A 21157-nucleotide genomic window follows, 5' to 3' on the forward strand; every position below is an offset into this window, starting at 1 on the left:
TCTCGTTCCCGGTGCTTATGACCGAGGTGCCGCGCTGGACGGAGATTCAATCGGCGCAAAAGTCTCTGCGCGTCCGCCGACGTCCAAATGACGCCGCCGCGCGGCTTTCTCACGGCGCGGCGTGTCAACTCGATCGCGACGGCCTGGGCGCTGCGTCCCTGGTCGCGCATGATCGCTTCCAGCACCGGAGTGATGCCGGCGACGTAGCGCTGCGCGCGGGCCGATCCGGCACGACGCCCGGCATCGCCCCGGGTCGGACCGGGCGCGACGGAGATCGAACCCCGGGCACGCATCAGAACCGCCCGGCGATAGTGAGGCGTACGGCTGTCGGTTCGACAGGATGGAGGACGCGGTCGACAAGTCCCTCGGCCGGTTCCCCGGGCAGGCGGGAGACGTAGGCGTAGGTGATCTGGTCCGACTTGCTGTTCGTCAGGTTCAGCACGTCCAGCGAGACGCTCACGCCATTCTCGAAATTGTAGCCGACCCGACCGTTGAGTAGCGCGGTCGGACGCGAGCGGATCGAGTTGTCCTCGATCAGCGGGCGCGGCCCGAAATACCGGAAGCGGAGCGAGCCGAACCAGCCCAATGGCTGGCCGAAGGTTACGCCCGCCGAGGCGATGGTCGTCGGCGCTTCCGGCACCCGATTTCCGACGGGGTCGTAGTCCGAGAAGCGGGCGTTGGTGATCGTCAGGTCGCCCTCCAGCGACAGCCACGGTGTCACCGTGTAGCGGTTCGTCCATTCGACGCCGAAGCGGCGGGTCGGGCGGCTCGGCTCGGTGGTACCGGTGTCGCCCTGGAACAGGTTCTCCGACGCGAAATCGAGCCGGAACAGGGCCAGGCTCGTCTCCAGCCCGGCGATGGAGCGATTGCGCAGGCCGATCTCGTAGCCGGTGGATGGGACGAGGAAGGGCGAGCGGGTGGTGTTAAACAGCGACGAGGTCGGATCGACGGTGGCGGTCACGCCGCGCACGTCGTTCGAGTGGAAGCCGCCGCCGTAGTTCACGTAGAGCTCGGTGTCGAACCAGGGGCCCAGGACGAGGCCGAGCTTCGGGTTGACGATCCCATCCCGCGCCTTCCCGGAATTGGCTGGCGTGTCCGACACGACGCTCGCGTAGTAGCCATCGGCCCGGAAGCCGAGGCTGGTGCGCAGCCAGTCGGTCCAGCGCACGCGGTTGTCGAAGTAGAAGGCACCGCTCGTCTCCAGTACGCGGTCGTCGAGGATGCCCGAGCGGTACTGCCGGTTGGTGGTGTTGAACAGGCCGACGCGGATCGAGTCGGTGCGGGTCTGCACGCCGATCTCGTTCTCCATCGGAAGGCCGAACAGATCGCCCTGGAAGATGTGCAAGGCCTCGCCGCCGCCGATGATGCGCTGGTCGAGCTGGTGGAACTGGTCCCCGTTGACGGGATCGTTCAGAAAGTAGGTGAAGTCGTTGAACAGGTTGAGCTGCGAGCGGATCACGTAGGCCGAGGCCCTCGTGACCCCGGTATCGTCCGTCGCACTGAACCGGCCCGACAGGGAGAACCGGGAGGTGTCGCCGCCATCGGTCGGGTTGATGGTGCCGTAGCGGCTGATCAGCCCGGAGACGATGGCCCGCTCGGGAATCTGGTTGGTGGCGGTCCAGCGGGCAGCGTAGGCCATACCGGTGACGGAGAACCCGTCCAGCGCCGTGCCCTGGCTGTAGCGGGCGACCGTGCTGATCTTGCGCAGGGCATCCGGCACGGTCCAGGGCCCGTCGTAGACCTGCGCGTCGGCGGCGACGAGTAGGTTGCCTTCAGCGAACGGGGTCGAGGCGATTGATAGGGCGCGCTTGTAGCCGAACGAGCCGATTGAGGTGAGCGCGAGGTTCTTCTGCACACTGTCGAGGTAGTCGATACGCACCGAACCGGCGGAGGCGAAGTCGCCGTCGCGGACGAAGTACGGCCCCTTGTGGAACTCCACCGCGCCGACGAGTTCGGGGATGAGGAAGTTGATGTCGGCGTAGCCCTGTCCGTGGGCATGGGTGCGCATGTTGAGCGGCATGCCGTCGAGGAACAGGGCGATGTCGGTGCCGTGGTCGAGGTTGAAGCCGCGCAGGAAGAACTGGTTGGCTTTACCCTCGCCCGAGTGCTGCGTGACGATGAGCCCCGGGACGGCCTCCAGCACCTCGCCGGGGCGGGTCACGGGCCGGTTGTTGACCTGCGCCCCGGTCAGGATCCCGGAGCTGGCCGAGTCCACGCTGAGCAACGAGCCGCCGATGCCCGTGACACCGCCGACATATCCGGCGCTTGCGGCAGGCGCGGTTTGCGGCTTCGTGGCTACCGTTTCCGAGGTGACCGAGATCTCCTCCAACGTTGTCTCAGCGGTGGAAGTGGCCTGTGCAGGACGATCCTGCGCATGGGATGCGGTCGACAGCACGACGAGGCTGCAACCTGAAAGCGCGAGCATGGCGCGAAGAGAACGACGGGACACGTAAGCCTCGACGGCGGCAGTGGCACGTCACCGCGAATGAAGTCGCCGCGCTCGGCAGCAGCCCAGCGATTCGACACCCGTCAGGACACCCCGCCCAACGCGTTTCGCGTGTGACCACGGCTGACGGCAGGTCTCCTGGCTCGCGGGTCGTCGCCCTTGCACCGTCTTCCCGAATGACACGCATCCAGTGACGCGGTGGTGCTGGGCTCGCCGCTTACAGTTGCGGGGGCAGCCGTGGCTTCGGGACTAGCCCCTCACCACGTTCCCTTTTGATCCCCAAAGGGAACCGTCCGGCAAGGCTTAGCATTCGGGCGGCGCTCGCCGTCAAGGCGCAATCCTGCGTCTACGTTTGAACTCGTATTTTCATCCGGGTGGTGTGTCGGGTCGGATACGCCGCCGTGTCGCCACCCTTGACGGCGGACGATTGCCTGCCTCGGATCGTTCATGGCCTTCTGAACGATCGGTCTCGACACATCGATGTCCTTGAACCCCGAAGGGGGCTCTCGCCGCGGACACGGTCGGCCGTGGCCGAGGCAGATCAATAAGCCGCTTTGACAAACTCCATAGCTTCGCGCCATGCTTGGCTATCGTGGTTCCTCGAACCGGCTCGCCGGGTCGAGGCTAAGAGGGAATTCGGTGAGCCTGAAAAGGCGATGCCGGAGCTGCCCCCGCAACTGTAAGCGGTGAGTCTTTGTCGACAATGGTCACTGGCGCTCGCGCCGGGAAGGCCAGGCAGAGACGGTGATCCGTGAGCCAGGAGACCTGCCTCGATCGATGAACGTCTCTCGGGCGGGGTGTCCCGGTGGGTCGCTTGCAGCGGCTGCGTCGGGATGGCGTATCCGCACCGAGATGCAATGCGTCCGCCTGGCCTTCGCCCCAATCTGTCGGGGTTCGCCAGTGTCCGATCTTCGCTCTCACGATCCACTCTCTCCTGCCGGCGTACCTGAAGGTGCTCAGGCGCGCGGCGCAACGACTGTGAGTGTTCAGGCCGAAGCGGTCGGACAGAATCTTCGTGCGCAGGTGCAAGCCTACGCCACGCAGCGCAAGGACCAGGCCGCCAAAGCCGCTGCGGATGTCGCCACTGCGTTCAAGGTCACCAGTAAGAACCTCGACGGCTTCCCATGGATCAAAGCGAGTTGCGAGCGGGCCGCGCGCGACGTCGATGCGTTCGCTGACAGCCTCGCGCAGCAATCTGTCGGCGAGATCACGAATGCGATCGGTGCGGCTGTCCGCCGTCGGCCTGGCCTCGCTGCAGCGACAGCGGTTACAGCCGGTGCTGCGCTCTTCTATGTCGCCCGTCGTCCCGAACTGCGTGGACTGCTTCGTCGGCAGGTTGCGCCCCAGATCGATAGCAGCCCGACACCGGAGGCTTAGAGATTGGCCTGATGCCCCTCTGGCAACGCACGAGCCCCGATCCGGTCCGCCGGCCGGCCGGCTTACTCCTCGACAAGGCTGACAATGCGCACTCTCCGTGACGATCAGGAACCGGTCGATGCGCGTCGGCCCCGTTATCGCATCGGTGAGGCCAGGGGGGGGCGGCAGCTTCGACCCGAGCACGCCTCTACACGAACAGCCTTGAACCTATCTTGAAGGCGATCGTCGACCAAACCGGGTGGTCCGCGACCGAGATCGCAGGCGAGATGACCTGTCGCGGTCTGAGCAAGACCCGCGGCAGCCGGATCTGGACCTCTGCCGATGCCCACAAGCTCCTGCGTCGCCTCGACCAGGCGTCCGGACGACGAGAGGTCAAACCGAACAGTTAAGCAAATCTACGCCGCGATCCTCCTGCTTCCGTAGAGTTTGCTGACCATGAGTTCGAGCAAGCCGTCGAGCCCCTGCACGAAAGTCTGTGTCCTCGATGGCGCTACCGGATTATGCCGCGGATGCGGTCGAACCCGTCAAGAAATCGCAATGTGGGGTGGCATGTCGGAGGTAGAGCGGCGTCGTACTATGAGTAAACTTGAATCTCGCCTGCTCACGAGCATCCGTCAGAACGAGGTCAAATCATGAGTTTGCTGTCCGAAGCGGATCATTCTTTGACCGATTACACCGTGGTTGTTCGACGATGTGAGCTTCTTCCGAGCCACTTTCGATGGAAGGTGTTGCGCCGTGGCGTGCCTCTCGATCTCGATGGGTACGCTTATGCTTCACGCTGGATGGCCGAACAGGCGGGCGCGGTCGCTCTAAAATGTGAGTTCGATCGCAGACGCATCCAAATGACAGCCGATCACACGAGGTTCTGATGTACGAACGGCTGAGATATCCTTTTCCAGTCATCGGCCACAGCCGGACGCTGCCCAAGCGATACAAGTACTCGTGCGGCGTACGGCTGTGGCCGATGAGGCTATCCCTTCCTTCGAACGACAACTACACGCCGGTTAAGCGGATCATGGCAAGCTTCGCGCGTTACATCCGGTACATAGCGACTATGGCAAGGCGCTTCGCAAGGGACCGCGCGGCGAATGCGGGCGAGCTATCGCAAATCCGCACTCGCCCACTGAGCGTCAAAGACGCTTGATGCGTTCTCAACTGCAGGGATGCAGGCGCAGCCCAGTCGCGACCAGCGCCATAGTGCTGCGAGGCTTGGTCGCGCGCCTGCACGAGACCGAGGGGCCGGATCGCGATCTGGATTGCCAGATCGACACCGCCATCTACCGGATCGAGTGGCGGCCCTACCGTGATGACGCTAAGATGGTCTGGGGCCACGGCCCGGACGGGGCGGTTCTCCGCCACGGCAGAGAGAGTTGCCCGGCCGTCACCGCGAGCCTCGATGCCGCGCAGGCGTTGCTGACACGTGCGCTCCCGGGCTGGTCCTGGCAGGTGCATACCGAAAGCCGCCCTGAAGCTGGCTTCTGCGCCGCAGTGTGGCGCTCCTGGGGAAGGACCGCCTACCAGCGCCGTGTCGCTGAAGCCCTGCCGACGCCAGCCCTCGCGCTTACTTTCGCGGTGCTGACCGCACTTTTGGATGATCCCGAAGCCGATGATGCTCTCTGAGAACAGCCCGGCTGCCAGCAAATCCTGACGCCATGCTCGCCCAACAGACCCTCGGCGCCCTGATCGACCGTCACGTTTCGACTGACGTCCCCGAAGCTGTGGAACTTCATACCGACGCCTGCCTCGCCGTGCTCACGAGCTGCGAGGTCGAGCGCGATGAACATGCTCACGCCCATGCGCGGTTGAAGCAGATTGGCGGGTGGTTTGGCGGCGACCCCGTCCAGGTGGCGGCGCTGATCGACACGCTGGCAGCGCTCGACCCTCTGCGCCGAGCCCGGCGCAAGGCGGTTCTCACGCGCGCCTGGGCCGATCTTCTCACCGTATGAAGGGCGCCAGGCCCCCTGGTAGCGCTTGAACGCCCTTGGGTGAGGTGTCTCACAATCCGCAGGCGGTACAAGACGAGATTCTGCGTTATAGATTTTGCGACACGGAACATTATTTTTTCTTTGCGATAAATAGTTTATCTCATCCCAGATGGACGGCTACCACAATGAACTGGCCTGACCGGCCGGCTTTGGACCGACCTGATTGAGAGGATCACACACATTCCGTGGCTGCGCGCCTTCATCGATAGAGCCCGGCCGAATTGCGCGCTCTTCGACCCGCTCGACGAGGCCGTCGCGGCGATCGCACCCCTCTCAGTGGCGGGCGAGGGCCGGACGCTCGGCTTGTTGGACTGAGACCCCCGATTACAGCGCGGCAGCTTTCCGGCGGATGCTGGACCGGCTGGGCATCAAGCTCGCCATCCACGTGGTCCAGCCGTGGTGAGGACGGCGCGCGCGCTCGATGGACATCCGCGGATCAGGCTCGACTGATGACCTCCCCGATGGCCCATCCGAGGTCCGTTGAGCTCCGCTCCTGGGAGATCGGAATCACCCTCGCTCTGTTGTGGGCTGCGGGCGCGGCGTTGCGCATCACGATCCTGGCCCTGCCGCCAGCGCTGCCGGCCGTCGTGGCCGCAGGACTATCGCCGTTCGCTTGTGGACAAGCCTTGCGTCCGCTGGCGTTCGTTCATGATATGTTCCATGAACCGGCATCGCCTATGGCGCAGGTGATCTCCTGACGCGACGCCCGCAGATCGTCTCGATTCCATCGAGACAGCCGCGTCGCCTCATCACCCCCAGCATCCACGCTGCCGGCCGGCGCTCCCGCGTACGGCCGAGGGAGATCTTTTATGCTCGTCTCATCATATGCACTCGCCCCTGCGATCTCAGCACCGGCGGAAGGTGAAGCTTCCGACCAACTCGCCCGCGCCTTCCTGCAGCAGCTCGCGCAAGATGAGCGGAAACGCCTGAAGGCAGGCCATCGCTCCACGTCGTACCCGTTCGAAGACGATGCTCCGCTCGACGACAGCGATGCCGTCGAGCAGATCGTCGCTCAGGACGAGGCGAACCGTGCCGAGACGGCACATGTGCCCATCCCGGCCGATCTCGCGGCCGTGGCCGTGATGCTCGCAAGGGCCGTGGCGGCCGAGACCGGCTTGGTCCGCCGTCTACGTCGCGAGGCGCCCGTGGTCGCGCTCGCGACGAATGTCTCCGACCTCGTCGAGCCGGTCCGGATCGTCGCCGAAAAGTGCCTGTTCCGCTCCCAGACCAAGGTCGTCGACCTCGCCGTGGGGCGAGGCGGCCGGGAACTGAGCCGCCGGCATGCCGCGCTTTTCGTCTGCGACGGGATCGGTCGCGATGCTCGGCCGGACAAAGGCAACGAGGTGATCGGCAGCGCCCTGCATGTGCGTATTCCGATCGTCGGCATCGCGCCCGACCCGAAGCGACAACTGCCACGAGACCTGATGCGCTCGGCCGAGCACCGGATCGCATTGCCCGGATTGGATCAGACTGGCCTCGCATTCGTGGTCGAAGCCGTCGTCGGCGGCCTTCCTTCGCGGAGACTCGATCCGGACCTTCTGCGCATGATCGACATCGCCGATCTGCCCGTCGCATTTCGGAGAACCGGTACGCCCGATGCGTGTATCGACGCGCTTGAGCGGATCCTCGCCTCCAAGGCCGACTTTCTCGGGGACGGCCCGGCACTGGAGGTGCTCGACGGCTACGGCGAGGCCAAGATCTGGGGGCTGGCTGCCGCCGCCGATCTTCGGGCCTATCGCGCGGGACGGTTGGGATGGGCGCAGATCGATCATCGCGGGCTTCTCCTGTCGGGCCCACCCGGCGTTGGAAAGACGAGCTTCGCTAGAGCCTTGGCAAAGAGCGCGCGCGTGCCGCTGGTGGCGACCTCCGTCGCCGAGTGGAACGCGTCGGACTACCTGTCCGGGACCTTGCAGGCCATCCGCAAGGTCTTTGCCCAGGCCAGTTCGCAGGCACCCTGCATCCTGTTCATCGACGAGCTCGACGGCATCTCCGATCGTGCCCAGATCCGGGGGGAATTTGTCCAGTACTGGACGCAGATCGTGAACCTGTTCCTCGAGTTGCTCTCAGGCGTGGACGAGCGGCCGGGCGTCGTGGTCGTGGCCGCGACGAACCATCCGGAGAAGATCGATCCTGCGGTGAAGCGGGCGGGTCGCCTGGATCGTGAAATTGGAATCGAGAAGCCTGACACGACGGCGCTCGCCCGGATCTTCCGTCACCATCTCGGCCGCGAAGTCCTGTCCGATGCTTCCACGCTCCCGCTGGCGCTGGCTGCCCGCGGCATGACGGGTGCGGACGTGGAAGCTTTCGTCCGGCGAGCCAAAGGCACGGCGCGCCGCAACGGCCGGGAGGTCGCACTTGAGGACCTGCTCGTCGAGATCCGTCAGGGGCGCCCCCCGCTTGCTCCTGCCGTCAGGCATCGCGTGGCCATCCACGAGGCCGGCCATGCGATCGTCAGTCGCGCATTGGGCTTCGGTGCCGTCATGGACCTCTCGCTGCACGACGACGGGGGGCAGGCGTGCCTGGAATTGGTTGCCGACGGTGCGGCGACCTTGACGAGGCTGGAGGCGGCCTTGTCGTTTCTCCTGGCGGGTAGGGTTGCGGAAGAGATCGAATTCGATTCCGGTTCGATCGGTTCCGGGATCGGATCCGGCTCCGATCTCGCCAGTGCGACACGGCTGGCCCGCGACATCGAGCTCCGCTATGGCCTCGGCCACCTCGGCAACATTCACTTGGAACACGTCTCCGGCGAGATGGTCATGATCGCAGGCCTGCTGCCGGCCGTGACGGAGCGCCTGAATCGCGCGGGCCAGCGGGCACGCACCATCCTGACGGCACACAGGCCGACACTCGGCACGATCGCTCGCCTGCTCGAAGAGAGCGGCTACCTGTCGCGCGAAGATCTCGAGCCGGCGTTGGCCTCGGTCGGTCCTGACCCGGATCCGAAGGCCGGCGGATCCCTCGCGTATGCCGAGGAGGTACGATGATGTTCGCGCTGCCACCTACCGACCCGGACGCCGGCGACCTGCGGTCTCTCTCCGACGCGATCGACCTGCTGTGCGACGTGCTCGATGGCGATCGCGGGGCTCTTATAGAAGGTTTGGCCGAAATCGTGAGGAGGCGAGCGGAATTCGAAGATTGCAGGCTGGATCTGGATCATGGAGCGATCCGGAACTAGGAACCTTCAAGGTCCGCCGCAGTCGAAAAGCCGGCTCGGCCTACCGAAGCCCTGGAGAGTGGCTGGCTTTCGCGCTCCGTCGGTCGAAACACTCCGCGTGGTTGCGTTCAGACCATAGCTCGGCTCCCGTCGCGAGGACGCATATCCTTCGCGATGGGGCCATCGGGCATTCGACGGCTCGCCTCCGAACCACCGATCCGGTCCCATGCTGCCGCTCGAGATCGGCTCCGACCTTCGAGCGCTATTTCTTTGCAAATGGCAGCCGGGGCGGAGGAGATGCGATCTTCGGAGGCGCCCGTCTTTCGATCGCATCCGCCGGACGTTTCTCCCTTCTAATCTTTTGAACGACTTCGATCGACGTCAATGCCGAAGAGGTGATCGGTGCCGCGCCAGCGGATCCTGCAGTGCGCCGTCCCTTGGTTTCGACCACGACCGTCCTGCGCCGCACGACGGATGGAAACTCGGACTCTTCGCCCACCGAGCCCTCGGCTTCGAGGCGATCGGCCTCGGGGTCGTATTTGAATCCCATATGCGCGCGCCCGATTTGGAATCGCTCGTGGATCGAGAACTCCACTCCTATCGGAGAACGGCTGTACGAGATGTTACCATTCCTTCCGCAGGGCGTCCGATCGAAGCAACGAACGAATTCGCATTCTCGGAGCGTGGACGGTAGGGATCGCCTCCTGCGCCTCGTTCGGAAAGACGACGATCGTCATGACAGGAGCCGAATTCAAAGGCGCGTTGCGTCGGCTCGGGCGCACCCAGATCGGCTTCGCGCAGGAGATTGGAGTTTCCCGACGAACCGTTCACCTCTGGGTCGAGCGAGGTCCACCGGCCTACGCCATCCATATCCTCGACCTCATCGAGCGTTGCGGGATGCTACCCGTGCAGGGTCGTCCGGTGAAGCAATCGTGCTCGGACTTGGCATCCGTGCTCGGCGACATGTACGCGCGAGCGAGTTCCGAGGGCTCAGGTCCGGACTTCGTCCGCGCTGTCGAACGATGGCTCGAGATCCATCGGGACATCCGCTAGAGCGTCATCGATTCGTTCCGGTTCGCAGCCTGCAGCGGCAAACTTTGAGGTCGACAAGCGTCGTACCGCTCATATTGGCACTCTTGAAGTCGCCGATGGGCATGGAGCGGCTGAGATCGGCACCGTTGAGGTTGGCGTCTCGGGCGGTGGTGCCGAACCTCTTCGCGCCCGCGAGCTTGGCACCGGCACCTGATGGGCGACAGCGCCAACTTTCGCGGCTTCGTCATGGACGACTGCACGCGGCTGATGCCCAGCCTGTTCACGCTGATCGACGAGGTCGCGTTCGCTCCGCTGAGGCAGCGCCTCGCCCAACGGCTCCTGGCCGATGCCGACCCGCGCGGCGTCGCCACGGTGACCCAGCAGAAGCTCGCGGACGAGGTCGGCAGCGTGCGCGAGGTGGTCAGCCGCATCCTGGCGCAATGGGCCGCGGCAGGTCTGATCGAACTCCGGCGCGGCGCGGTCAAGATTGTTGATCGGGTCAGCGCGGCCGCCGCTGGCCGGCGGTGATGTGCGTCGGGCCTGCGTACGCTTCGAAGCTTCAAGCGACGCGGGTTCTTCGGCAGGGTTCGCTCAATGGGAGGCCGCCCGCTTTCCCGGCCGATGTTCCTGAAGCAGGTCGTGTCCCCTGGCGTGGTGTAGCTCGTTGAGGGCCACCACGATCACCGGCTTGGGCCGGGAGGATCAGGCTGCCAGGGTGGGCGAGTGGCATTACATCGTGCCCGGCAAGCCGCAGCAGAACGGTTTTGTCGAAAGCCTCAATGCGCGCTTGCGCGACGAGTGCCTGAACGAGCATCTGTTCCGGAGCCTGCCGGCGGCCCGGACCATCATCGAGGCGTGGCGGGTCGACTATAACGCCTGCCGCCCGCACACGAGCCTCGGCGGGCTCACCCCGAACGCGTTTGCAACCCGGTCCAAGCAGGACCAGAACGGACTCTGGTCATGAACGGGGGCAAACAGGGGGCAAGGTCACCGGCTGACTTGGCTCTTCGACACGCCCGTGCCGCCCATGGCTTGGACGAGGTCATCAACCGAGCGGGTCGAGATGCCCTGGATGTAGGCCTCCTGGATCACAGCCGTGAGCGCCTTCTCGGCCATGCGTCGCGGCTCCAGAAAGCCCGGAAAGTAGCTGCCCTTGCGCAGCTTCGGGATGCGCAGCTCGACCGTGCCGGCCCGCGTCTGCCAATCCCGGTCGCGGTAGCCGTTGCGCTGGACCAGCCGCTCTGCGCTCTTCTCGCCATGGGCCGTGCCGGTCAGGCCACCGACCTCCAGCTCCATTAGCCGCTCGGCCGCAAAGCCGATCATCTCGCGCAGCAGATCGGCGTCGGCGCTCTTCTCCATCAGCCCGCGCAGGGCCATCATCTCGTCGGTCATCGGGGGTCTCTCAAGTTCGAGGTTGGCGCTCGCAACTCGACCCTACCCGGCAACCGCCGATGACCACCCCGCGAGAGATCCCGCCTGCTACAGCGCTGTGAACGGCACGCAGGCGGGCTCTCCCGCTACTGGCGAGCTACACCATCACCCGGGACACGACCAGCTTGGGAACACGATGGTCTCTTGGTTGCCACTGGCGGGCATTCTCTAAGACCTGTTCCTCGTTAAACGCCCTCAGTGGATTGACCCGGCGTTCCGCCGAACCGTAAGTGGACGAATGCGTGGGTGCCTGCCTCGGAAGATGCAAGGCCGCGCGATCATCGGGGTGATCGCGCTCTACGCGCTTGTCCTGCAGGCATTCCTGGGTGGTCTCGTCCCGCTGCCGTCAGCACCGGTCGGCGGATTCATCTGCGCCGACCATGGCGATACAAACGCACCCAGTGATCAAGGGACGTCCTGTCACCAACATGCCTGTTGCACGGCGGCGCAGGCCGCGCAGTTGCTTCCTCCTCTGCTCTCGACGTCCGCGACGGTAGCTTGGTCCCCTATCCACGTGGCTTCCGCCCCGTGGCGCGACACAGGTTCGGTCCAGGCGCGTGCGCCACCCGACCAATCCGTCAGTCCACGAGGTCCGCCGACCGCCTGACCGATCCGCTTCCCAGATCGCTCAGACCCGGACCTCACCAATGTCACAGTCTCTCCAGGGCGACGCGACGGCGTTCACCGCCGTTGCTGTCGCGCGCCCGGCGCATGACGCTGTCTACCGCGCCGTGTGGCGCTGGCACTTCTACGCCGGCCTGCTCTGCCTGCCCTTCCTGATCCTGCTCTCCGTCACAGGCTCGCTCTACCTCTTCAAGGACGAGATCAACGGCACGGTGTTCGCCTACCGGACGACGGTGACGCCCCAGGCGGGCCGTCCCCTCAGCCCGGACGTCCTGCTCTTCAACGCCACGGAAGCCGTACCGACGGCCGTGCCGGTGTCGTTGGCCGACCCCGTCGATCCGGCCGCCACGGCCGTGGTGACGATGGCCGAGGGGCCGCGCAGGACTCTCGTCTACCTGAACCCCTACAACGGCGACGTGCTCGACCGGGTGGACCGCGACAGCGAGTTCATGATGGTCGTGCGACGCCTGCACAGCCTAGCCTATTTCGGCACGGTCGCGAACGGCCTCATCGAGGTCGTGGCCGGGTTCGCCATCATCCTCGTGGTCACCGGCACCTACCTGTGGTGGCCGCGCCATCAGACTGGCGGCGTCGTCAGCGTCCGCGGCACGCCGCGCAAGCGCGTCTGGTGGCGCGACCTTCATGCGGTCACGGGTTTGGTCGCGGGGGCCGGCCTGTTCTTCCTCGCCGCGACCGGTTTGCCGTGGTCGGTCTGGTGGGGCCAGCAGGTCCGCATCCTGTCCAACGAGGCCGGCGTCGGCCAACCGCGCGCGCTGTGGGCGAACAAGCCCGTCTCGAACGTGCCGATGCAGGAGATGCTCACCACCACCGGGTGGGCGATGGAAGACGCGCCGGTGCCGGTCTCGCAGCCGAGCGCGACCGCTGCCATCGGCCTCGCGCGCGCCGTCGAGATCCTGCGCGGTCTTGGGATGCCCCGCGGCTTCGAGATCTCGCTGCCGGTCGGCGAGACCGGCGTCTACGCGGCGGCCGCCTATCCGAAGGACGTGACCGCGCAGCGGATGATCTCGCTCGACCAGTACACCGGCAAGCCGCTCGTCGACGTGCGCTTCGGTGACCTCGGCGGGGTCGCTCGGGCCATACAGTACGGCATCGGCATCCACAAGGGCGAGCACTGGGGCCGCGCCAACCAGCTCGCGATGCTGGCCTTCTGCCTCGCCACCATCCTGCTGTCGGTCACGGCTGCGGTGATGTGGTGGAAGCGCCGGGCCGCCGGTCGCCTCGGCGTCCCGCCCTGGCCGCGCGACCGGCGCGTCGCCGCCACCGTGACGGCGATCGTGCTCGGCCTCGGCGCCCTGTTCCCGCTGACCGGCCTCGCCATCCTCGGCATGGTCGCCGTCGACCTCGCCGTCCAGGTCCTACGCCCGCGCTTGGCGCCCTGATCCGCTTGGTCCGGGACGAGCGCGTCCCGGCCGAGCCCCTGTCCCACCCCCTTTCCCGGTCGCAGCGGTCGCATCCGCTTGCCGCCGCTCGACGAGTGTCCGTCATGTCCCATCGCCGACCTGGCCATCGAGCCCGCGCGCTCAGCCTGCTCCTGGCCGCGAGCCCGCTAGCCATCACCGCCGCGCAGGCCCAAGGCGGCAGTTCGACCGTGGCCCTGGAAGAGCTCTCGGTCACCTCGGAGGGGAATGGCGCCGGCGGCGGGGTGCTGGCCGCGTCGGCCGGCACTAGCGGACCCGGCCTGCCGCCGGTCTCCGCCCCGACACCCCTCGACAGGCCCGTGGGCGAGGTCGTCACCAGCCTCGGGCGCGAGGGCGTCATCGACAACCGCGCCGCCACGACCGTGGCGGACATCCTGCGCAACAGCCCTGGCGTGACCGTGCGGCAGGGCAACGGGCCTCGCGACGTCGTCGTCTCGATCCGCGGCAACAACGCCCGCGCCACCGGCGTCTCGCGCAACTTCGTAGTTCTGGAGGATGGCTTTCCCGTCACGCAGGCGGACGGCTCCTCGCGTTTCGACCTCGTCGACCCGCGGGCCTACTCGCGCATCGACGTGTTCCGCGGGCCGCAGTCGCCGTTCTTCGGCAACTACGCCACGGGCGGGGCGCTGAATTTCGTCACCCGCCGCGGGTCCGAGATCAACGGCGTCGAGTACGGGGTCGATGCCGGCAGCTTCGGCTACCTCAACAACTACGCCACCTTCGGCGGGGTCAGCGGCCCATTCGAGTACAGCCTGTTCACCAGCGACACCCGCGGCAACGGCTTCCTCAGCCACAACTCGTTCGACACCCAGACCATCAACTTCCTGGGCACCTACGCGCCGACCGCTGACGACCGCTTCACGCTGAAGATCATCAACAACGAGGTCGCCACCGACCTGCCGGGGCGCGGCTCGCTCAACCAGTTCCGGCTCAACCCCTTCCAACGGGGCTGCGCCACGGCCGCTGCGGCCGCACCCGGCTGCGTGACCTACAACCTGCTCCTGAACGGCCGGAACGGCGCCACCGTGCCCGTCACCGCGGACGAGGGCGCCTTTTTTCGCGGCGACCGGCGCACCATCGTGGGCGGACGTTGGGAGCACGACTTCGACGCCTTCACGACCTGGCGCACCCAGCTCGTGTTCGACGACCGGCAGATCAATCAGCCCTTCTACACGAGTTCGGGACGCGGTGATTTCCCGGGCTTCAACTTCCTCACCGACTTGACCCGGCGCGGCGACCTGTTCGGCCTTCCGGCGACCGGTTACCTGGCGCTCGCCTACAACACCCTGGACAGCCACAGCCTGACCTACAATCGCGCGCCCTATGGCGGCCCGCGGCTCGGCGCGTTGACCGCCGATCTTGAGGCCACGCAGGCCAATCTCGGCGGGCGCGCGCGGATCGAGGTGCAGCTCTCGGAGCAGTGGACCGCGGTGGCGGGAATCAGTGCCGAGAACACCACGATCAACGGCCGCAACATCACTTACGGCTTCCCGGCCGCCGGCGGCTTCACGACCACCCTGGCCAACCTCGACCGCACCTTCCTCAACGTCGCGCCCGAACTCGCGCTGGTCTACCGGCCCAACACCGACTGGCAGTTCCGGGGTCGGGTCGCCACCGGCTACGCCACGCCCTCGGCCTCGAACCTCACCGTCACCTCCGCCGGCGTGCCCGGTAACAACGGGCAACTGCAGACACAGGAGAACCTCGGCTTCGACCTCGGAGCCGACTGGACGCCGCTACCCGGCGTCCGGTTCAGCGTCACCGGCTTCTACGAGTTCTTCCGCAATGAGCTCGTGACGCAATCGCCCGGTGCCGGCCTCCTGAGCTACACCTTCAACGCACCGGCCTCGGAGCATCGCGGCGTCGAGGTCGGGGCAGACTGGGCCTTCGCGCCGGGCTGGCGGGCGACCGCCGCCTACACCTTCGACGACCAGATCTACACCAAGTACGTCGAGCAGCTCAGCGCCGGCAGCCTAACCAGGCGGTTCGACCGCGCGGGCAACCACATCCCCGGCGTGCCCGCGAACCAGCTTCTCGCGCGCGTGGGCTACGAGCAGACCACAGGCCCGTTGGCGGGTCTGGGCGCCTATGTCGAGACGGTGTTCCAGGACGACTTCTTCATCGACAACGCCAACCTGCTGAAGGCGCCCGGCTACGCCATAGTGAACCTGAACGTCCACTACACGACGGAGCTGGTCGGCTACGCCAAACGGCTGAACCTGTTCTTCGAGGCGCGGAACGTCTTCGACAAGACCTACATCGCTTCGGCCCAGAACCTCGCGAACTCGATCAGTGCGACCTCCGGCCTGCAGAGCGGAGCGAGCGTCCTGGCCAACACCACCGGCTCGGTGTTCGCGGGAGCCCCGCGCAACTTCGTCGGCGGCATGCGGCTGGCGTTCTGATGCCGCCGAGGAGCGCAGCGCCCGCACCCATGCAGGCCCTGCGACGGCGTGTCTTCCGCGCGGCTATCGCGGTGGTCGCTCTGTACGCGCTCGCGCTTCAGGCGGTGCTCGGCGGCGCTGGCCTCACGGCCCTTTCCGACTCTGCCCACGTCCTTTGCCAGCCGGACGTAGCCATCGACGAGGGTCCCGCCAAGACGCCCCTCTCGCACCATGGGCACTCGAAGTGCTGCGTCGTCAGCCATCTGGTGGGATCCGCGGCCGTCCCGTCCATGGAGGCTGTTCCCGTCGCTTGGCCTCTCCGCCAAGCCGTTGCCCTGACCTGGCGTCCGGAGGTCCTCGTCTGTCCGCGCGGGCCCCCGGGAGCAAGGGCCAGCGCACGCGCGCCACCCGTAGCCTGATCGGTCGCATCACCCCGATCCTCTAGGCCACGGACCTCTTGTCATGTACCGAATTCCCCGGGTCGAGCTGTACGCCGCCCTACTGTTGACGCTGCTCGCCACCACATCGGTCTTCGCCCAGACCGCCGCGACGCAGTCCGTCACCCTTTCCGAACTCAGCGTCTCCGGCGCCGCCGGGCCGCTGGCCGAAACGCAGCTTCCACCGGCCGCCCAGGCGGCGAGCCTGACTGTCCCGACCATCGAGCAGGCGCGCGCGGAACTCCAGCGCACGCCGGGCGGGGTCGCCCTTGTCCCGGACACCTACTTCAAGAACAGGCCGGCCCAGACGCTCAAGGACGTGCTCGACTTCGTGCCCGGCGTGATCGTGCAGCCGAGGTTCGGCTCGGACGCCCGGCTGTCCATCCGTGGCTCGGGCCTCTCCCGCAACTACGGCAACCGCGGCATCAACGTTTTCCAGGACGGCATCCCGATCAACACCTCCGATGGCCTCGTCGACTTCTTCGAGATCGACCCGACCGCCTACCGCTACGTCGAGGTCTTCAGGGGCGCCAACGCGCTGCGGTTCGGCGCGAATGCGCTCGGCGGCGCGATCAACCTGGTCACGCCGACTGGCCGCGACGTGTTCCCCTTCGAGGCCCGCATCGATACCGGCAGTTTCGGATACCTGAAGGGGCAGGCCGCCACCGGAGGGGTGTCGGGCCCATTCGACTACTTCCTCACGCTGTCCGGCGACCGCTTCGACGGCTTCCGCGAGCACAGCGACGGAAATTCGGTTCGGGGCAACGCCAACTTCGGCTACCGGTTCTCGCCGGATGCCGAGACGCGCTTCTACGTCAACGCCAACACCATCAACCAGCGCATCCCCGGCGAGGTGACCCGGCAATCCGCGCTGACGAACCCGCGTGCCGCGAACCCGGTGTGGGTCCTGCAGGACCAGCAGCGCAACATCGACTCGGTGCGCCTCGCCAACAAGACCACGCTGCGCTTCGACGAGACGACCGTGGACTTCGGCGTCTTCACGGTCCAGCGCCACGTCGACCACCCGATCTACGAGTACCTCGACTACACGGTGCAGGACTATGGCGGCTTCGTCCGCGCGACCGACGACAGGATCATCGGCGGCTTTCGCAACCGCTTGGTCGTGGGCGTGAACGTCGACAACGGCACCATCGACTACAGGCAGTTCGTCAACCTGAACGGCGCCGTGAAGGGGCCCCTGACCTTCTCGACCCTCGACCGTTCGGAGAATATATCGGCTTATGCCGAGAACTCGTTCTTCGTCCTGCCGAACATCGCCCTCGTCGGAGGCGGCTTCTTCCTGCACGCCGTCCGTGACCGGAAAGACCGCTTCCTGAGCGACGGCGACCAGTCGGGCCGCTCCACCTACGACATCGCGAAGCCGAAGTTCGGCGTGCTCTGGGACGTCGACCCCACGTGGCAGGTCTATGGCAACGTCTCGGGCAGCGCCGAAGCGCCGACCTTCGACGCGAATTCCTTCGCAACCTTCGCAACCTCGAACCTGCGTGCTCAGACCGCGACCACCTACGAGATCGGTACGCGTGGGGCTCGGCCAGACCTCACCTGGGACATCTCGCTCTACCGCTCGGAGATCCGGAACGAACTGCAGTGCCTAACGACGTCAATCTTCAGCCCCTGCAGCATCGTGAACGCGGACCGCACCGTTCACCAGGGTGTCGAGGCCGGTCTCGGGGTGGCGTTCCTGAAGTCGCTCGTCACGGTTGAAGACCGTGTCTGGTTCAACGCCGCCTACACCTACAACGACTTCTTCTTCGTTCGCGACGCGCTGTATGGCAACAACCGCCTGCCCGGCGTGCCGACCCATTACCTGCGCGCCGAGGTGCTCTACCGGCACCCGAGCGGCTTCTACGCCGGGCCCAACGTGGAGTGGTCGCCGCAGGCCTACTTCGCCGACAACGCCAACAGCCTGACGGTGCCCGCCTACGCGCTCTTGAACCTCAGGATCGGCTTCGATCAGGGCTCGGCTTGGTCAGGCTACCTTGAGGCACGCAACCTCCTAGACAAGCGCTACATCTCAAGCGTGGCCATCGCCGGCGTGGCTAATGCAAGCTCCGAGATCTTCAACCCTGGCATAGGCCGGGCAATCTATGGCGGCCTGCGATACAGGTGGTGACGGTGGGGGATACCGCTCGCAGTCCGAGTTCGGGCTACGTCAGCCGCCTGAGCGAGGTCCGCCGGCGACTGACATCCATCAGGCGGACTCAGAAGGGCTGTGGCCAAGTCGCTACACAGGAGCGGACAAGCTGGAAGGCCGTCCGTCCTCCTGACCGATATTCGCCTTGTCCATTGACTTCGGGCACGGGAAGGTGCGGGTTGAATTGTCAAGGTTCTCACGGTTTCGTGACCGTGAGCTAAGAGGGAATTCGGTGAGGCCCGTGAGGGCGAGACCGAAGCTGCCCCCGCAACTGTGAGCGGCGAGCCGCTGCCTAGAACGACCACTGGTGCCTCGCACTGGGAAGGTCAGGCAGAGGTGATGACCCGTGAGCCAGGAGACCTGCCTTGGCGTGGTTTTCGTCTCGCGGGCGGGGTGTCCGGTGGGCTGCTGATCGACATGGGCCCTCTCGCCCCTCGTCGCGCACGCGCTCTCCATCGACACGCGGCCCCGGCAAGCGGTGGGGCTCGCCTGATGGTCTTCGAACTACCCTCGTTTCCCTCGCTGGGCCGATGCTTGGCGCGTACGCTGTGCCGAGGCACGGTCCTCGCTGCCGGCCTGTCGACCGGTGCGGCGCAGGCCCAAGAGGCCAGGGTCGCCCTCGACGCGCTCTCGGTCGAGGCGAGCGCGGGCGGTCCGATCCAGCCGGACCTCCTTGGCCGCTCGGTCGACGCGATCAGCCTGATCGGACCGACGCCGGGCTTCAGGTCCGACAGAGCCGTGAGCGCCACCAAGACGAATACCCGCCAGCTCGACGTTCCGCAGGTGGTGACGGTCATCCCGCGTGAACTCATCACCGACGTCAACGCCACCCGCGTCGACCGCGCCTTCGACTACGTGCCCGGCCTCACGCAGACGAACAACTTCGGCGGCCTCGGCACTTTCGCCTACGCCATCCGCGGCGTGACCACGGCCGAGATCTACCGCAATGGGCTCGCGGCCAACCGCGGCGGCCCGCCTCCGCTCATCGACACCCAGAACATCGAGCGCATCGAGGTGCTCAAGGGGGCCGGTGGCGCGCTGTTCGGGCGCAGCGACCCGGGCGGGCTCGTCAACATCATCACCAAGCAGCCCACCGCGACCCGCTTCGTCGAGATGGGTGGTCTTTGGGGTTCGTTCGAGCAGTTCCGGGGCACCATAGACTCCGGCGGCGCCCTCAACGACGAGGGGACGCTGCTCTACCGCTTCAATTTTGCCGGGGGCGCCCAGAACAGCTATCGCGATTTCGTCGGCGACGACCGGCTGTTCATCGCGCCCGTCCTCAGCTGGCAGATCACACCCGACACCAAGCTCACGGTCGAGTCTGCCATCACCCGCAACAACGTCGTTGTCGACCGGGGCGTTGTCGCCGTGAACAAGCAGCTCGGGTTCGTGCCGATCAGCCGCTTTCTCGGCGAGCCCGGGCAGGTGTCCCGTCAGTCGGACGAGGTGCTGCAGGTCCGCCTCGACCACCGCTTCGACGCGGACTGGCAGATGCGGCTCGCCGCCCAGTTCAACACCGGCACCCTCAACGGCGAGAGCGCCGAGGGGCGTGGTCTTCGAGCCGACAACCGCACAGTCATCCGCGACCGCAACTATCGCGACTACAGCTACGACTCGGCCATCGGTCAGGCCGAGCTTGTCGGTCGCTTCCGAACCGGCGACATCGGCCACACCCTGCTGCTCGGCTTCGACCGCGAGGATTTCGACAACCGACAGCTCTACCTGCGCTCGAACTTCAACACGTTCCCGTACGCGATCGACATCTACAACCCGCGCTACGGCCAGCCCCTGCCGCCGCTGACGCGCGCCTCCAATACCCTGGAGAGCGTGACCGACACCGGCTTCTACGCCCAGGACCTGATCGACCTCTCCCCACAGTGGAAGGCGCTGGCCGGCGTGCGCTTCGACCTGTTCGAGCGCTTCTACAAGCAGCGCGTCGGCGGAAACAGCGCCGAGCAGACGCGGGCGGCCGCCTCGCCGCGGGCGGGGCTCGTCTACCAGCCCATTCCCGAGCTCGCGCTCTACGCCAACGTCAGCACCAGCTTCCGGCCGAACATAGGCACGGACGCCGGGCTCGGCGCGCAGTCGCGGCCCTTCGAGCCGGAGACCGGCCTCGGGTACGAGGCAGGCGCCAAAGTCGAGCTCTACGGTGGCTCGCTCCTCCTGACGGCCGCGGCCTTCCGCATCGACCGTCAGAACGTGCTCACTGCCGACCCCAGCAACAGCGGCTTCCAGATCGCCGTGGGTGGTGTGCGCAGCCAGGGCTTCGAGTTCACCGCCGCAGGCCAGCTCACGCCGGAGCTGCGCGTGATCGGCGGCTACACCTTCACCGACGCTTTCATCACCAAGGACAACGTGCTCCCAGTGGGCGCACCGCTGCTCAATATCCCGGAGCACAGCGGCACCATGCTCGCCGTCTACGAGGTCCAGAGCGGCCCCTTGCGGGGCCTAGGCATCGGCGGTGGCGTGCGCGCGGCCGGCGAGCGCGCCGGGGACGCGGCCAATTCCGGGTTCAAGCTGCTGCCCTACGTCGTGGCGGACGCACTGGCCTACTACAAGTACGAGAACTTCCGCTTCGGCCTGAACGTGGAGAACGTCTTCGACACCGCCTACTATGTCGGCTCCGTCAGCCAGTTCCGCGTCGACACCGGCTCGCCCCGCCGCATCACCGGCTCCATGCTGGTGCGGTTCTGAGC

Annotated in this window: 15 protein-coding genes, 2 pseudogenes and 3 riboswitches; of the genes and pseudogenes, 14 read left to right on the forward strand and 3 right to left on the reverse strand. The window is 66.3% G+C overall.

The window, feature by feature from the left end:
• Positions 1 to 292 precede the first annotated feature (292 nt).
• Positions 293 to 2425, reverse strand: coding sequence for a TonB-dependent receptor (locus BMY19_RS26800; protein WP_170863052.1), 2133 nt, complete (start codon positions 2423 to 2425; stop codon positions 293 to 295).
• Between the two features lie 131 nt (positions 2426 to 2556).
• Positions 2557 to 2755: riboswitch (cobalamin riboswitch) on the reverse strand.
• 267 nt (positions 2756 to 3022) lie between these two features.
• Positions 3023 to 3234, forward strand: a riboswitch (cobalamin riboswitch).
• Between the two features lie 190 nt (positions 3235 to 3424).
• Between BMY19_RS26800 and BMY19_RS30645 the strand changes: the two genes are divergently transcribed.
• The 7 genes from BMY19_RS30645 (at position 3425) to BMY19_RS26830 (ending at position 8983) form a co-directional block, all read left to right on the forward strand.
• On the forward strand, positions 3425 to 3823 hold the full coding sequence (locus tag BMY19_RS30645) for a hypothetical protein (RefSeq protein WP_139215712.1): 399 nt from the start codon (positions 3425 to 3427) through the stop codon (positions 3821 to 3823).
• A gap of 435 nt (positions 3824 to 4258) precedes the next feature.
• Positions 4259 to 4459: a DUF1289 domain-containing protein gene (locus BMY19_RS26805; RefSeq protein ID WP_170863053.1), complete on the forward strand. Its 201-nt coding sequence runs from the start codon at positions 4259 to 4261 to the stop codon at positions 4457 to 4459.
• A gap of 573 nt (positions 4460 to 5032) precedes the next feature.
• Positions 5033 to 5443 (forward strand): hypothetical protein, encoded by a 411-nt coding sequence (locus BMY19_RS26810; RefSeq protein WP_139215713.1) that lies wholly within the window; start codon positions 5033 to 5035, stop codon positions 5441 to 5443.
• Positions 5444 to 5475: 32 nt separating this feature from the next.
• A complete protein-coding gene (locus BMY19_RS26815; RefSeq protein WP_100253496.1) occupies positions 5476 to 5769 on the forward strand; it encodes a hypothetical protein in 294 nt (97 codons plus the stop codon).
• 488 nt (positions 5770 to 6257) lie between these two features.
• Positions 6258 to 6506, forward strand: a complete 249-nt coding sequence (locus tag BMY19_RS26820; RefSeq protein ID WP_100253497.1) for a hypothetical protein — start codon at positions 6258 to 6260, stop codon at positions 6504 to 6506.
• A gap of 111 nt (positions 6507 to 6617) precedes the next feature.
• Positions 6618 to 8792: an AAA family ATPase gene (locus tag BMY19_RS26825; protein ID WP_100253498.1), complete on the forward strand. Its 2175-nt coding sequence runs from the start codon at positions 6618 to 6620 to the stop codon at positions 8790 to 8792.
• Complete coding sequence (locus BMY19_RS26830; RefSeq protein ID WP_244535027.1) at positions 8789 to 8983, forward strand: hypothetical protein; 195 nt, start codon at positions 8789 to 8791, stop codon at positions 8981 to 8983. Before BMY19_RS26825 ends, BMY19_RS26830 begins: the two co-directional genes overlap by 4 nt.
• Positions 8984 to 9224: 241 nt before the next feature.
• Here BMY19_RS26830 and BMY19_RS30650 read toward each other — a convergent pair whose 3' ends face one another.
• The gene (locus BMY19_RS30650) at positions 9225 to 9557 is read right to left on the reverse strand and encodes a hypothetical protein (protein ID WP_139215714.1); all 333 of its coding nucleotides are present in this window, start codon (positions 9555 to 9557) and stop codon (positions 9225 to 9227) included.
• Between the two features lie 140 nt (positions 9558 to 9697).
• On the opposite strand from BMY19_RS30650, the gene BMY19_RS26835 reads away from it, so the two are divergent.
• The 3 genes and pseudogenes from BMY19_RS26835 to BMY19_RS26850 form a co-directional block, all read left to right on the forward strand.
• Positions 9698 to 10015: a helix-turn-helix domain-containing protein gene (locus tag BMY19_RS26835; protein ID WP_100253499.1), complete on the forward strand. Its 318-nt coding sequence runs from the start codon at positions 9698 to 9700 to the stop codon at positions 10013 to 10015.
• A 192-nt stretch (positions 10016 to 10207) separates the two neighbouring features.
• Complete coding sequence (locus BMY19_RS26845) at positions 10208 to 10522, forward strand: Crp/Fnr family transcriptional regulator (RefSeq protein WP_244535028.1); 315 nt, start codon at positions 10208 to 10210, stop codon at positions 10520 to 10522.
• Positions 10523 to 10715: 193 nt separating this feature from the next.
• Positions 10716 to 10958: pseudogene (locus BMY19_RS26850) on the forward strand (transposase); the annotation flags it as partial.
• Positions 10959 to 10984: 26 nt separating this feature from the next.
• Here the strand turns inward: BMY19_RS26850 and BMY19_RS26855 are convergent.
• Positions 10985 to 11386 (reverse strand): annotated as a pseudogene (locus BMY19_RS26855) (transposase); the annotation flags it as partial.
• A 686-nt stretch (positions 11387 to 12072) separates the two neighbouring features.
• On the opposite strand from BMY19_RS26855, the gene BMY19_RS26865 reads away from it, so the two are divergent.
• From BMY19_RS26865 to BMY19_RS26885, 4 genes are all read left to right on the forward strand, one after another.
• A complete protein-coding gene (locus BMY19_RS26865; RefSeq protein ID WP_100253501.1) occupies positions 12073 to 13449 on the forward strand; it encodes a PepSY-associated TM helix domain-containing protein in 1377 nt (458 codons plus the stop codon).
• A gap of 104 nt (positions 13450 to 13553) precedes the next feature.
• Positions 13554 to 15890 (forward strand): TonB-dependent receptor family protein, encoded by a 2337-nt coding sequence (locus BMY19_RS26870; RefSeq protein WP_100253502.1) that lies wholly within the window; start codon positions 13554 to 13556, stop codon positions 15888 to 15890.
• A gap of 441 nt (positions 15891 to 16331) precedes the next feature.
• Positions 16332 to 18440 carry a TonB-dependent receptor family protein gene (locus BMY19_RS26880; protein ID WP_100253504.1) on the forward strand — a complete coding sequence of 703 codons (2109 nt, stop codon included), beginning with the start codon at positions 16332 to 16334 and terminating at the stop codon, positions 18438 to 18440.
• 194 nt (positions 18441 to 18634) lie between these two features.
• A riboswitch (cobalamin riboswitch) is annotated at positions 18635 to 18844 on the forward strand.
• 109 nt (positions 18845 to 18953) lie between these two features.
• Positions 18954 to 21155: a TonB-dependent siderophore receptor gene (locus tag BMY19_RS26885; protein ID WP_244535029.1), complete on the forward strand. Its 2202-nt coding sequence runs from the start codon at positions 18954 to 18956 to the stop codon at positions 21153 to 21155.
• Positions 21156 to 21157 lie beyond the last annotated feature (2 nt).

Origin of the sequence: Methylobacterium sp. UNC300MFChir4.1, assembly GCF_900110155.1 — a bacterium.
Lineage (GTDB): Bacteria > Pseudomonadota > Alphaproteobacteria > Rhizobiales > Beijerinckiaceae > Methylobacterium.